The sequence below is a fragment of the Winogradskyella marina genome, from assembly GCF_015645385.1.
GTDB classification, from domain to species: Bacteria; Bacteroidota; Bacteroidia; order Flavobacteriales; family Flavobacteriaceae; genus Winogradskyella; species Winogradskyella marina.
This window is the reverse complement of sequence record NZ_JADOET010000020.1, coordinates 1-14,247: the sequence shown is the minus strand read 5'-3', so window position 1 is coordinate 14,247 and position 14,247 is coordinate 1. Positions and strand designations below refer to the sequence as shown.

12 protein-coding genes are annotated in these 14,247 nt (G+C 32.5%); all 12 read left to right on the top strand.

The features are described from left to right. Nucleotides 1-150: 150 nt before the first annotated feature. The 12 genes from ITJ86_RS15930 to ITJ86_RS15875 all read left to right on the top strand — a co-directional run bounded on the left by ITJ86_RS15930 (nucleotide 151) and on the right by ITJ86_RS15875 (nucleotide 14,043). Nucleotides 151-1,560 (top strand): trypsin-like peptidase domain-containing protein, encoded by a 1,410-nt coding sequence (locus ITJ86_RS15930; protein ID WP_195872654.1) that lies wholly within the window; start codon nucleotides 151-153, stop codon nucleotides 1,558-1,560. 139 nt (nucleotides 1,561-1,699) lie between these two features. Next, complete coding sequence (locus tag ITJ86_RS15925) at nucleotides 1,700-3,148, top strand: glyceraldehyde-3-phosphate dehydrogenase (protein WP_195872653.1); 1,449 nt, start codon at nucleotides 1,700-1,702, stop codon at nucleotides 3,146-3,148. Nucleotides 3,149-3,419: 271 nt separating this feature from the next. Further along, entirely contained in the window at nucleotides 3,420-4,043 is a 624-nt protein-coding gene (locus ITJ86_RS15920) for a tRNA (guanine-N1)-methyltransferase (protein ID WP_195872652.1), read from the top strand. A gap of 172 nt (nucleotides 4,044-4,215) precedes the next feature. Continuing rightward, on the top strand, nucleotides 4,216-4,890 hold the full coding sequence (gene trmD / locus ITJ86_RS15915) for a tRNA (guanosine(37)-N1)-methyltransferase TrmD (RefSeq protein ID WP_195872651.1): 675 nt from the start codon (nucleotides 4,216-4,218) through the stop codon (nucleotides 4,888-4,890). A gap of 13 nt (nucleotides 4,891-4,903) precedes the next feature. After that, nucleotides 4,904-5,245, top strand: a complete 342-nt coding sequence (locus tag ITJ86_RS15910) for a hypothetical protein (RefSeq protein ID WP_195872650.1) — start codon at nucleotides 4,904-4,906, stop codon at nucleotides 5,243-5,245. 133 nt (nucleotides 5,246-5,378) lie between these two features. Next, the gene (rplS, locus tag ITJ86_RS15905) at nucleotides 5,379-5,729 is read left to right on the top strand and encodes a 50S ribosomal protein L19 (protein ID WP_195872649.1); all 351 of its coding nucleotides are present in this window, start codon (nucleotides 5,379-5,381) and stop codon (nucleotides 5,727-5,729) included. A gap of 793 nt (nucleotides 5,730-6,522) precedes the next feature. Further along, on the top strand, nucleotides 6,523-7,098 hold the full coding sequence (locus ITJ86_RS15900; protein WP_195872648.1) for a pentapeptide repeat-containing protein: 576 nt from the start codon (nucleotides 6,523-6,525) through the stop codon (nucleotides 7,096-7,098). Nucleotides 7,099-7,244: 146 nt separating this feature from the next. After that, on the top strand, nucleotides 7,245-9,467 hold the full coding sequence (locus tag ITJ86_RS15895) for an NADP-dependent isocitrate dehydrogenase (protein ID WP_195872647.1): 2,223 nt from the start codon (nucleotides 7,245-7,247) through the stop codon (nucleotides 9,465-9,467). A 138-nt stretch (nucleotides 9,468-9,605) separates the two neighbouring features. After that, complete coding sequence (locus ITJ86_RS15890) at nucleotides 9,606-11,981, top strand: TonB-dependent receptor (RefSeq protein ID WP_195872646.1); 2,376 nt, start codon at nucleotides 9,606-9,608, stop codon at nucleotides 11,979-11,981. A gap of 3 nt (nucleotides 11,982-11,984) precedes the next feature. After that, nucleotides 11,985-12,800 (top strand): DUF4249 domain-containing protein, encoded by an 816-nt coding sequence (locus ITJ86_RS15885; RefSeq protein WP_195872645.1) that lies wholly within the window; start codon nucleotides 11,985-11,987, stop codon nucleotides 12,798-12,800. Between the two features lie 204 nt (nucleotides 12,801-13,004). Beyond that, nucleotides 13,005-13,817, top strand: a complete 813-nt coding sequence (gene murQ, locus ITJ86_RS15880; RefSeq protein WP_195872644.1) for an N-acetylmuramic acid 6-phosphate etherase — start codon at nucleotides 13,005-13,007, stop codon at nucleotides 13,815-13,817. Beyond that, on the top strand, nucleotides 13,804-14,043 hold the full coding sequence (locus ITJ86_RS15875; protein ID WP_195872643.1) for a DUF6095 family protein: 240 nt from the start codon (nucleotides 13,804-13,806) through the stop codon (nucleotides 14,041-14,043). Before murQ ends, ITJ86_RS15875 begins: the two co-directional genes overlap by 14 nt. The last annotated feature ends 204 nt before the right edge of the window (nucleotides 14,044-14,247 follow it).

The following is a 14,247-nucleotide window of genomic DNA, read 5'->3' as shown; positions in this document are numbered from 1 at the left end:
TTAGACTGTATTTTGTGGTGTTAATAGCTCGTTAAATTTGACGTTAAAAAGTCGTTAAATTTAAAATTGAAATCAATAAATTAATAATTTTAATCGTTAGTTAAAAAGAAAATAATAATTATAAAATAGTTAAACTTAAATCTGAAAATTATGAAGAAGATAATAACATTGGTGTTTGTTTCTGCATTAGGTGGTCTATTAACTTTAGGTGGTTACAAAGTTTTTGTTGAAGATGAAGCACAACCATTAGCTGTTGAACAATCATCCGAACTTCCTGTATTTGTCCCTACAAATTCTATGAATACGTACAACAAAGCCGTAAACACGCCAAATTTTGTGGAAGCAGCAGACAAATCTTTAGATGCCGTTGTTCACGTAAAAAATACTTCGGTAATTAGTGCACCAACAACGATGAGAGATTTATTCTTTGGTCGACAGTCGCAACGTGCGCAAGTTGGTACAGGAAGTGGTGTTGTTATTTCGCCAACAGGGTATATTGTAACCAACAACCACGTTATCAATAACGCTAACGAAATAAGTATTACCTTAAATAATAACAAGTCCTATATTGCAGAATTAATTGGTACTGATGAAGCCACAGATATTGCTTTACTTAAAATTGACACAGACGAAGACTTACCTTTTATGGCTTTTGGAGATTCTGATAACGCCAAAGTTGGAGAATGGGTTTTAGCTGTTGGTAATCCTTTTAATCTAAATTCTACGGTAACAGCAGGAATTATAAGTGCAAAATCTAGAGATTTAACAGGTCAACATTCTCAATCGTTTATTCAAACTGATGCTGCTGTAAACCCAGGAAACTCTGGTGGAGCTTTGGTGAATGTAAATGGTGATTTAATAGGAATTAATACGGCTATTTCTTCACAAACAGGTTCTTATATAGGTTACTCATTTGCTGTACCAAGTAATATTGCTCGTAAAATTGTAAATGACATTATAGAATATGGTAATGTACAAAATGGTATTTTAGGAGTTACAGGAGGCGCACTTAATAGTGAAGCTGCAGAACAACTTGGAACTACAGCTACAGAAGGTTTTTACGTCAATGAAGTGCAAGAAGATACTGGTGCCGAAAAAGCAGGTATAAAACCTGGTGATATCATTAACAAAATTGATAATGTACAAATTAATAAGTTCTCTGATTTAACGGGTTATTTAAAAACCAAGAGTCCAGAAGATGTGGTTAACGTTACACTTTTAAGAGATGGACGTGAGGAGGTCCTGCCTGTTACCTTATTAAAACCTACAGTTACCGTTATACAAACTATAGGGTTTGTAAAAAATGCTACTAAAAAAGAATTAAAGACTAACAATACGGATTATGGTGTAAAAATATCAAAATTCGCCGATGACAACTATAAAGCTGGTTGGAGTCGTGTTGGTGTTGAAGAAGGTAGTATTGTCACAAAAATAAACGGCAAAAAATTATACACTGTGGAGGATGCTCAAAATGCTATGAAAGCAAGAAATTTAAGAGAACCGCTTCAGATTGAAATTATAAATAATCAAGGCGAAAAAGTGGTGCATAGTTTTAGGTAGTTCCACGATTAATTGGATAGATTTAACCCTTCAAAATCATATTTTTTGAAGGGTTTTTATTTTCAGTAAAAGTTGCTACGAAAACGTTTGAAATATGTTACTTTTGCAAAAAATTAAACACCAATTTAATTCAAAAAACATGGGATTTAACGACACTTACGAAAAAGAGTTAGCGTTTCAAGCCGATCGTCGCAGAGCAACTGTCGAATTTATTAAAATTATAAGCGATTTATGGTATGACAAATCTATTGAGCTTGTTATATTCAGAAATCAATTAATAGACAGAAATGTAAGCGAAATTTTAAACTTGCATGAGTATGCAGGCGAATTTGTTCAAAAACCAATTTCAATTTTTGATTCGGTTGAAATTGCACAGGCCATTAGTACTTTAAACTTACCACCTGCCAAATTAGACATTGGCAAGTTAACTTATGAATTTCATTTAGAAGATCAAAAATATGGCAATGCTACGGCTTTTGTAGCTTCTAAATTAGGTAAAGCCAAAGACAACGAAGCCATTGAACCTAAAGATGTGGTCCTTTATGGTTTTGGAAGAATTGGACGTTTAGTTGCACGTGAATTAATGACACGAACAGGAAAAGGTACACAATTACGATTAAGAGCTATTGTTACGCGAGGAGACATCACTGAAACAGTTTTAAATAAACGTGCTTCTTTATTAAGAAACGATTCTGTACATGGTGTTTTTTCTGGAATTGTAAGTACTGATGTTAAAAATTCTGCATTAATTATTAATGGTACTACGGTAAATGTAATTTCTGCAAATGCGCCAGAAGACATTGATTATACATCTTACGGCATTAATAACGCTTTGGTTATTGACAATACGGGTGCATTCAGAGATAAAGAGGCACTTAGTAGACACCTAAAATCAAAAGGAGTCGAGAAAGTTTTATTGACTGCACCTGGAAAAGGCATACCTAACATTGTACATGGTGTTAATCATTTGGAGCATAATCCGGATAAAACTAATATATTTTCTGCCGCATCTTGCACAACAAATGCTATTACACCTATTTTAAAAGCCGTTGAAGATTCTTTCGGGATTAGCACTGGACATTTAGAAACGATACACGCTTATACTAACGATCAAAATTTAGTAGATAATTTTCATAGTAAATACAGACGTGGTCGTGCTGCAGCTTTAAATATGGTTATTACAGAAACTGGCGCTGGTAAAGCGGTAAGCAAAGCCTTACCAACTTTAGAAGGAAAGTTAACGTCTAATGCTATTAGAGTTCCTGTACCTAATGGCTCTCTAGCAATTCTGAATTTAGAATTAAAAAATAAAACTACCGTTGCTAGTATAAATACGATTATGAAAAAGTATGCACTAGAAGGGGATTTAGTAGAGCAAATTAAATACGAAATGAGTGATGAATTAGTTTCTAGCGACATTGTTGGTAGCTCTGCTCCTGCTATTTATGATAGTAAAGCAACTATTGTTAGAAAAGATGGTAAAAATGCAATACTATATATATGGTATGATAACGAATATGGCTACAGCCAACAAGTTATTCGTTTAGCAAAATATATTTCTAAAGTTAGACGCTATGCTTATTATTAGACTAAATTGAAGAAGGAAAATATAAAATCCTGTCCTATGCCAGGATTTTTTCTATCTTAAATTAGCTAACTTTCTGTTATTTATATACTAGGTAATTATAAAAATTATGATAACTTAAATAAGTTAACATCTAAAAACAATACTTCAGTCGTATATAAATTGCCTTAGTAAAATCTAAGGCTATTTGTTTTGTAATTGTGATATGAAATATTCATAAAATTATTATCTTGGCAACCAATTTAATCGAACACCACCAAAAATCACCTCTAAGATGAAGTTCTTAATAAAAGTTATTGTAATTCTTGTAGTTACATTTAGTTTTCAAACAACATTTGCACAATCTGACAACGACGAAGAAGATAAATTATCTCTTAAAAGTGGTACTATTGATAGTCAATTTGAATATGTATTTAGGAAATCTGGTAGCTTTAAAGGAACCAACGGACAAAATTATAAAGCAGTAAAATACGCTTGGCTTTTAACTTTAAAATCCAATGTTCTTGATTCTTTAAAAACAACATATACGAGTTTAGAAAATTCTGAAAATGTGGTTGGAAATCAAGTTAAAGAAATTGAAGATCTAAAAACTAAACTAGCAAATACACAAAGTAATTTAGAGCAAACAGATTCTGAAAAAAATAACATGGCTTTATTAGGTATGGAAACCAGTAAAACCAATTATAATGTCATTATGTGGTCTATCATTGCTGCTTTGTTAGCTTTATTATTAATCTTTATCTATAAATTTAAAGGGAGTAACTCGTCAACACGAGAAGCTAAACATAAATTAGACGAAGTAGAAACAGAGTTTGAAGAACACAGACGTAACGCTTTAGAGCGCGAACAAAAAGTTAGACGCCAATTACAAGACGAATTAAACAAGCACAAGTCTTAAATAGGTTTTTAAATTATAGTCATATAAATCCGTAATTTTAATTACGGATTTTTTTGTACTTATAAAACGACTCCATCAATCTTATCTCATAATTTTAAACCAACCTTACTATCCTCTAGTTAAAAAATTAAAGCAATTAAACATATCTTTGCAAACTATACTAAAACAAATTATGCGCATAGATATCATAACCGTACTGCCAGAACTTTTAAAAAGTCCTTTTGAAGCTTCAATTTTAAAACGAGCAATTGAAGCTGGTTTAGTCGAAGTTCACTTTCATAATTTAAGAGATTATGCAACAGGTGGCTATAAATCGGTAGATGATACGCAGTTTGGTGGAGGTGCAGGTATGGTAATGAGTATAGCTCCTATTGATAAGTGCATTTCAAAATTACAGAGTGAGCGCACTTATGATGAGATTATATATATGACTCCAGATGGTGAACAGCTTAATCAGAGTATCGCTAATCAAACCTCATTAAAAGAAAATATTATTATCCTTTGTGGCCATTACAAAGGAGTCGATCAACGCGTTCGCGATAAATTCATCACACGCGAAATATCTATCGGAGATTATGTGCTTTCTGGAGGTGAATTAGGAGCAGCCGTGTTATGCGATGCTGTAATACGATTAATTCCAGGTGTATTAGGAAATGAAACCTCTGCCCTAACCGACTCGTTTCAAGATGGATTATTAGCACCACCAATTTACACCAAACCAAGAGAATATGATGGTATGAAAGTCCCTGAAGTACTTTTTAGCGGTAACTTTGCTAAAATTGAAAAGTGGAGAGAAGAACAAGCGTATAAAAGAACCCAAGAAAGACGACCAGACTTACTTAAATAATAAACATAGCTCCATGAATAATTCTACAGAAATTCTATTTTATATCGGTCAAATTATTAGTGCCGTATCTATTGTTATAGTACTTATTGCTACAATTATTCTATTTATAAAGAAGCGAAGTCTAGCAACTTGGCTTATTTTAATCGGTTATGTACTTGTTGTAATAACATATGTAGCAAAATTGTTTGTTAGTGTTTTTGCGGGTAGAGAGGGTATGGACACTTTACTATTAACTCAAGGTATTTCATCAATCGTTCAAAATTTATCCTACCTAATTTTTGCTGTAGGCCTAATTATTTTTGCTATTTCAGAATTTACAACATATAAATCCAACACAAAACTTCCAAAAACTTAGACTATACACTAAAAATATAATAACAAACCATTGCAAATAAACAAAAAAGTACTACTTTTGCAAACCAATTTAGACCAACCTCTGGCGAAAATCGTGAATGTTGCTTTGAATCAATTATTATAAATAAAATAAAATGAGTGATTTAGTAAAATTTGTACAAGACGAATTTGTAACCCGTAAAGACTTTCCAGAATTTAGTGCTGGTGATACAATCACAGTATACTACGAAATTAAAGAGGGAAGTAAAACACGTACACAGTTCTTTAAGGGAGTTGTATTACAACGTAAAGGAAGCGGGTCTTCTGAAACGTTTACTATCCGTAAAATGTCAGGTACAATTGGCGTAGAACGTATCTTCCCAGTAAACTTACCTGCTTTACAAAAAGTAGAAGTTAACAAACGTGGTAAAGTACGTAGAGCTAGAATTTACTACTTTAGAGGTCTTACTGGTAAAAAAGCAAGAATCAAAGAAGTTAGAAGATAATTCCAACTTACATATTATAATTACAAGCCTTCTTTATCAGAAGGCTTTTTTCGTTATTAACAATTGTTAATAACACTGGTTTATAAAGTGTTGATATCTAAATTGTTAAAAAAATAGCAATACTCAAAATAATTGCGTAATTTAGTATAACAATTAACAACAAACCTAGTTTGGTTTTGAATTTTATTTCAAATTAATGTTAAATTGTTACTAGAGATTCGTTCTTTATGTATTGAGGTTGTTTTTTGAGATTGTATAGCAGCTTGCGTTAGTAAGTGTTTGTAAAAACGATCATGAAGCTTAATTGTATTAACATACGACGTAGGTTAGTATTATGACGTGAAAAGCTCTGAAAAAGTAATGGAATCGAAAGTGCACACGAAAAGAAAGAGCAATGTTTTAGACCTAACATTCATTAAATTGAAGATTATAGGAAAAACATCAAGAAAAACAAACCTAAGAAACATAGTAATATCAGGTCAATACATTTTGAAAGATATGAATTGTTTCGATTTGAAACGGAAACACTTGAACCGAAAAAGATGATGACATCTGTCATACAGCTGAGTTAGGTAAAACTAAATAGGTCACGTTAGTACTGTTTCTATGAAAGCCATGTCAACACAGATAATTCTGAGTGATATGGCTTTTTTTTATACAAAATCCTCTTATCAAGCTTAGTTATTTTCAACTACAAAACTTTAAACTACAACGCGATTACTCTATCCTAAATTAAATTACGTCTTTACAATCTCTCTTTTAAAATATCCTATAACTTTCGTATTCTTGTAAAATGAATCTACCGTTAATAGACCAACAAGACTTCAATGATAAGGATTACACAGTAAACCCACTTTTAAAAGCGGAATATACGGCGTGTACATTTACGAATTGTAATTTCGAAAATTCAGATATTTCAAACCTCATATTTCTAGAATGTGATTTTATAGAATGTAATTTCAGTAATGTGAATGTAATGCACACGTCTTTCAATGATGTGATATTTAAAAGTTGTAAATTACTCGGAGTTTTATTTCAGAATTGTAATACATTTCTATTGTCGTTTAAATTTATCGATTGTACGCTTAATTTAAGTAGTTTCTATCAATTAAAAATCAATCGTACAGTATTTTCAAATTGTATTATGCATCAAGTAGATTTCACTGAAACAGAAGCGAAGCATACAGTTTTCAAAGACTGCGACTTACACCAATCTACATTCAATCAAACCAATATAGAATATTCAGATTTTACATCAGCTAGCAATATTAATATCAACCCTACTACAAATAAAATTAAACACGCTTTTTTCTCTAATGCGAACATTTCTGGTTTATTAGTTTGCTTTAATATTAAGATAAAAGATTAAATTCAAAATTTTAAGTTATTATTTGTTAAATTCTTAAAATCAATACCGGTTTAGTAACAATCTTATACCTATTAAAATCAAACGTTTTCGTATATTCGCACAGCTCAATTTCGAGCGAAATTTTATTCATTTTATTTACAAGACATATGACAAAAACAGGAAAGATTGTTTATACAAAAACGGACGAAGCACCAGCTTTAGCAACGCGTTCATTTTTACCGATTGTTGAAGCATTTACGAAGTCTTCAGGTATTGTTATAGAGACAAAAGATATATCATTAGCGGCTAGAATTTTAGCTGTATTTCCAGACGTATTAACAGACGATCAAAAGGTTGCAGATGCATTGGCAGAATTAGGTGAGTTGGTAAAAAAGCCAGAAGCTAATATTATAAAATTACCAAATATTAGTGCGTCAGTGCCTCAACTTATCGCTGCCATTGAAGAATTACAAGCACAAGGATTTAAGATTCCTGATTACCCAGAGGAACCTAAGAATGAGGATGAAAAGGAAATTAAGTCGCGCTACGATAAAATTAAAGGAAGTGCTGTAAATCCTGTACTTAGAGAAGGAAATTCAGACAGACGTGCACCAAAAGCCGTTAAGAATTTCGCTAAGAGAAACCCACATAGTATGGGAGCTTGGGCATCTGATTCTAAAACACATGTTGCTACTATGGCAAAAGGAGATTTTGCTCACAATGAAAAGTCTGTAACATTAGATGAAGCTACTTCTGTAAGTATTGTGCATACAGATACAAAAGGAAATAAAACCAACTTAAAAAGCGATTTAGCCTTATTAAAAGGTGAAATTATCGATGCTACAATAATGAGCAAAACTGCTTTACTTGAGTTCTTAGAAGAGCAAGTAGAAGATGCTTTAGATAAAAGTGTATTGTTTTCTCTACATATGAAAGCAACGATGATGAAGGTTTCTGACCCAATCATTTTTGGTCATGCAGTGCGTATTTTCTTTAAAGATCTTTTTGATAAACATGGAAAAACATTCGATAAAATAGGCGTTGATGTTAACAACGGTTTTGGTAACTTATTAGAAAAATTAAGTGAACTTCCAGAAGACAAACGCGATGAAATTAGAGCTGATATTCGTTATGAACTACATCATGGTGCAGATTTAGCAATGGTAAATTCTGATAGAGGAATTACCAACCTACATGTACCAAGTGATGTTATTATTGATGCCTCTATGCCTGCCATGATTAGAACGTCTGGTCAAATGTGGAATGCAGAAGGTAAGCAACAAGATACCAAAGCAGTAATTCCAGATAGTAGTTATGCTGGTGTTTACAGTGCAACGATCGATTTCTGTAAAAAACATGGTGCTTTTGACCCAACAACAATGGGTACTGTACCAAACGTAGGACTTATGGCTCAAAAAGCTGAAGAATACGGTTCTCACGATAAAACTTTTGAAATCGCTTCAAAAGGTAAAGTTGAAGTTATTGATGCAGATGGTAATGTTCTTTTAACGCACAAAGTTGAAGAAGGAGATATCTGGAGAATGTGTCAGGCAAAAGATGCACCAATCCAAGACTGGGTTAAACTTGCAGTTACTAGAGCAAGAGCATCAGAAACACCTGCTGTGTTCTGGTTAGATAAGAAAAGAGCTCATGATGCAGAATTGATTAAAAAGGTGAACCTATATCTTAAAGATCATGATACTGAAGGCTTAGATATTAGAATTCTGTCTTTAGTAGACGCAACTAATTTTACATTAAAAAGAATTAAAGAAGGTAAAGACACAATTTCAGTTACAGGGAATGTACTTAGAGATTACCTAACAGATTTATTTCCAATTTTAGAAGTTGGTACTAGTGCAAAAATGTTATCTATTGTACCGTTAATGAATGGTGGTGGATTATTTGAAACTGGAGCTGGTGGATCTGCACCTAAACATGTTCAACAATTTATTTCTGAAGATCACCTACGTTGGGATTCTTTAGGCGAATTTTTAGCATTGGCTGTGTCTTTAGAACATTTCTCAGTCGCTAATAGTAATGAAAAAGCAAGTATCCTAGGAGAAGCTTTAGATGATGCTTCCGATAAATTGTTAGAAAACAGTAAAGGACCTTCAAGAAAAGTTAACGAATTAGATAATAGAGGAAGTCACTTTTATTTAGCACTTTATTGGGCAGAAGCATTAGCTAACCAAGATAAAGATGCTGATTTAAAAGCTGAATTTTCAAAAATATATGATGAGTTATCTTCAAATGAAGAGGCTATAGTAAAAGAGCTTATCGATTGTCAAGGAAAACCTGTAAATATCGAAGGATATTATCTTCCTAATGAAAAATTAATATCAAGCGCTATGCGTCCTAGTGAATTATTAAATTCTATTTTAGATTTTTAATAATATTCAGATCAATATTATGTTAAAAGCTTCCTTTGGGAAGCTTTTTTTATGCTTTTAAATTACTTTTAATGTAACAAAATACTAACCTAAACGTCAAAGGTTTAGATACGTTATAATATTTAGATAAAATCAACTATGATAATAAACCTTAGAAGTCTAATACTCTTCTTTCTATTTAGTCCTATTTATATTTTAGCGCAAGAAGATTACACTATAAGCGGTAATATATCAGACATCAATAGTAATGAATCACTTATTGGTGTCAACGTAATTCTGCCAGAACTACAAACTGGAGCTGTTACCAATGAGTATGGCTTCTACTCTATTACGTTACCAGAAGGCACTTATGTCATTCAAATTAGTTATTTAGGCTATAAAACAATTTCTGAAACGATAACACTTAACAGTAATTTGAATAAAAATTATAAGCTCAAAGAATCCGCAGAAAGTTTAGATGAAGTTGTTATTACCGAAGATATTGAAAAATTAAACATCAAAAAACCGCAAATGAGCGTCAATTCTTTATCTATAAAAACGATAAAGAATATGCCAGTTGTATTAGGTGAAGTCGATGTTATAAAATCTATCACACTTTTACCTGGTGTTACCAATGGTGGTGAAGGTGCTTCTGGTTTTAACGTAAGAGGTGGCGCTGCAGACCAAAACCTCATACTCTTGGATGAAGCTACAATCTTTAATTCATCTCATCTTTTTGGATTTTTTTCCGTCTTCAATCCAGATGCTATAAAAGATATAAAACTATATAAAGGAGGCATCCCTTCAAAATATGGAGGTCGTATCTCCTCCGTTTTAGATATTTATCAAAAGGAAGGAAACAGTAAATCCTTTCATATGAATGGTGGAATTGGACTAATTTCTAGTCGGTTGTTAGCAGAAGGTCCTATAAAAAAGGATAAAGGGTCTTTTTTAATTGGTGGTCGTAGTAGTTATGCGCATTTATTCTTACCCCTTTTTGACTTAGATAATACGGCTTATTTTTATGATTTAAACACAAAATTAAGTTACAACATCAACGATAATAACAATATTTATTTATCTGGTTATTTTGGTCGCGACGTGTTTAAAATATCTGATAGCTTCGAAAATTCATTCGGGAATTCTGTTCTCAATTTTAGATGGAATCATATTTTTTCTGATAAGATCTTCTCTAATCTGTCACTTATATATTCCGACTATTATTATGGACTTCAACTTGGATTTGTTGGCTTTGATTGGATTTCGGGAATAAGAAACTTCAACCTAAAGTATGATTTTAAACACTATGTAAATAATAACTTTAAACTAGATTACGGTTTAAATAGTATGTATTATAAATTCAATCCTGGAGATATTAAACCTATAAACGCTGAATCTGGAATTAATCCTTTTAAACTCATAGATAAGTATGCTTTTGAAAATGCCGTTTATATCGATGCTGAACATAAATTGAGTGATCGGTTGTCTATCAGTTATGGTGCACGTTTAAGTATGTTTCACAGGTTAGGACAAGATGAATTAAATCAATACGAAAACAACAGCCCTCTAACATTTAACGAAGCTTTTGGGATTTATGAAAAAGCAGAACCAATTGGTACAGATACATATAGCCGAAGTGATGTTATAGAATCGTTTGCAAATTTAGAACCACGCTTGGCAGTAGCTTATCAATTAAACGATAATTCTTCAGTAAAGGCAAGTTATAATCGCATGAGCCAATATTTACATTTATTATCTAACACAAGCTCACCAACTCCTTTAGATGTCTGGACACCAAGTGGAAAATACATAAAACCCCAATTATTAAATCAAGTCGCAATTGGATATTTTAAAACCTTTAAAAATAATGCCTATTCTATAGAAGTCGAAAGTTTTTATAAAACCATCCAAAACCGAATAGATTATATAGATGGTGCCGATCTCATTGCTAATGATGCCATAGAACAAGTTATCCTTAATGGTGAAGCTAGAGCCTACGGTTTAGAGGTACTTCTTAAAAAAAATGAAGGAAAGTTTACTGGTTGGTTAGCATATACACTTTCTAAATCAGAACAACGAACACCTGGAAGAACAGCTATTGAAACCGGAATTAATAATGGCGAATGGTACAACACACCTTACGATAAAACGCACGACATTTCAATAACCGGAAACTACGAATTAAACAATAAATGGTCCTTTAGTTCCAATTTAATCTTTCAAACAGGCCAACCGACAACGTTTCCTAATGGACAATATCAATATAATGACATTATTATTCCGAGTTATGAAGCCAGAAACTCGAGCAGATTACCAGCTTACCATCGCTTAGATTTAGCAGTTAATTACACTCCGAACCCAGAAAGTACTAAGAATTTTAAAGGAGAATGGGTCTTTGGACTCTATAATGTATATAACCGAAAAAATGCGGCGAGTATTTCCTTTAGTGAAAATAGAAATACTGGAATCAATGAAGCCACACGTTTAGCTATTTTTGGTATTGTACCATCATTCTCTTATAACTTTAAATTTTAAATCATGAAAAAATTATTACATATAAGTTTTTGTTTAATACTATTTTCAAGTTGCAAAAATGTTATTGATGTAGATTTAAATGATGCCGAACCTAAATTAGTAATCGAAGCTTCTATAAACTATTTTAAAAACACTTCTGGCAATGAACAAAGCATTAAGTTAAGCTTATCAGCACCATTTTTTGAAGATACTATTCCACCTGCTAATGATGCTACGGTTCAAATTTCGGATACGGTTGGTAACACGTTCAATTTTATAGAAGAAGATAATTCTGGTATATATTACAACAATTCATTTATTCCTGTGATAGATGCAGAATATACTTTAGCTATAATCTACAATGGAGAAACTTATACTGCTACCGAAACCTTAACATCCGTAGTTCCCATTGATTATGTAGAGCAAAATAATGAAGGCGGTTTTTCTGGCGAAGATATAGAACTCAAAGCCTTTTATACAGATCCTGAAGGTATTGATAATTATTATTTTTTTGAATTTATAAGCGATATTCCGGTGGTCCCAACATTAAGTGTTTACGACGATACCTTTACGGATGGCAATGAGATATTCGGATTTTACACTGAAGAAGACTTAGAGTCTGGAGATATAGTAACCATAAGAAATTACGGTATATCTAGCCAATTCTACGACTTTATGTTTATCCTTTTGCAACAAGGTGGTGATTCGGGAGGTGGCCCATTTGAAACACAACCTGCAACCATAAGAGGTAACTGCATCAATACCACTAATCCAGACAACTTTCCTTATGGGTATTTTAGATTATCAGAAGTTGATGAGCTTATTTATACAGTAGAATAAAAATGTGATTTGGGCATTACCCACCAAAAAGTGGGTCGCGTCATCCACTATATCTTTTTGCTTTTATATAAAGTGAATACTTTCAGACATTTTGGTCACTAATTATATTTATAATCATCTAAAACGAAACGAATTTAGCAAAAAGGATGCCGTTACTACCGCTAATGCAACACCTCCGCCAAAATTATTTCTTACCTTTAAGGCATGAATTTTATAAAAACAACAGAGCAAGACTCAAACTATAATAATCTCGAAAATATGTCTATTAGCGAGGTTATAAATGCTATAAACAAAGAAGATCAATCAGTTCCTTTTGCTGTAGAAAAAGCACTACCTCAAATAGAAAACCTTATTTCACAAGTCGTGAATAAACTGAAATCAGGAGGTCGACTCTTTTATATGGGCGCTGGTACAAGCGGACGATTAGGAATTTTAGATGCTTCAGAATGTCCACCTACTTTCGGTGTTCCTCACAATTTAGTCATAGGTATTATTGCAGGTGGTGATAATGCAATTAGAAAAGCGGTAGAAAATGCGGAAGACTCTACCACTCAAGGGTGGAAAGACTTAGAAGATTATAAGGTTTCAGAAAAAGATATAGTGATAGGTATTGCGGCATCTGGTACAACACCTTATGTTATTAGCGCGCTAGAAAAGTGTAATGAACAAAATATAATAACAGGTTGTATTACCTGTAATAAAAATAGCCCATTGTCGCTAACTGCACAATTTCCTATTGAAGTTATAGTTGGTCCAGAATTTTTAACAGGAAGTTCTAGAATGAAAGCCGGAACGGCACAAAAATTAGTTCTGAATATTATTACAACAACCGTAATGATTCAATTAGGTAAAGTCAAAGGAAATAAAATGGTAGATATGCAGCTCAGTAATGACAAATTAGTTAATAGAGCTGTAAACATGATTGTGAATGAATTAAACATTTCAAAATCTGAAGCAGCTGTGTTGTTAGAAAAACATAAAAACGTAAGAGATAGTATTACTCATGGAAGACGATAATAGAACAGACAAAGACATTTTAGTTAAAGGATTAAAACGCATGGGCATTTGTTTGGCCTTAATGTTCTTAGGGCCTACATTAGTTCACTTAGCCTTAGATAATAGCGAAAAACCACTTTACATACCTTTACTTATCATAGCCTTTATACTCTGTATAGGCGCTATTGTATTTCTATTTCTAGGGATCAACACTATTCTCGATAGTATTTTTAAAAAGAAGAAATAGACTATATCTACATCAGCATTGATCTACCTTAAATAGTTTTCTATTTAAAAGTAAGGGAATAATATCAATTTTATCCTTAGCTATTAGCTTGTTTTAAACTCGTAAAGTATATAAAAACAAAAAACCCTTACTAGTTATCTAGTAAGGGTTCTTAAAAAAGGCGGCGACCTACTCTTCCACAGTAAAGCAGTACCATCGGCGCAA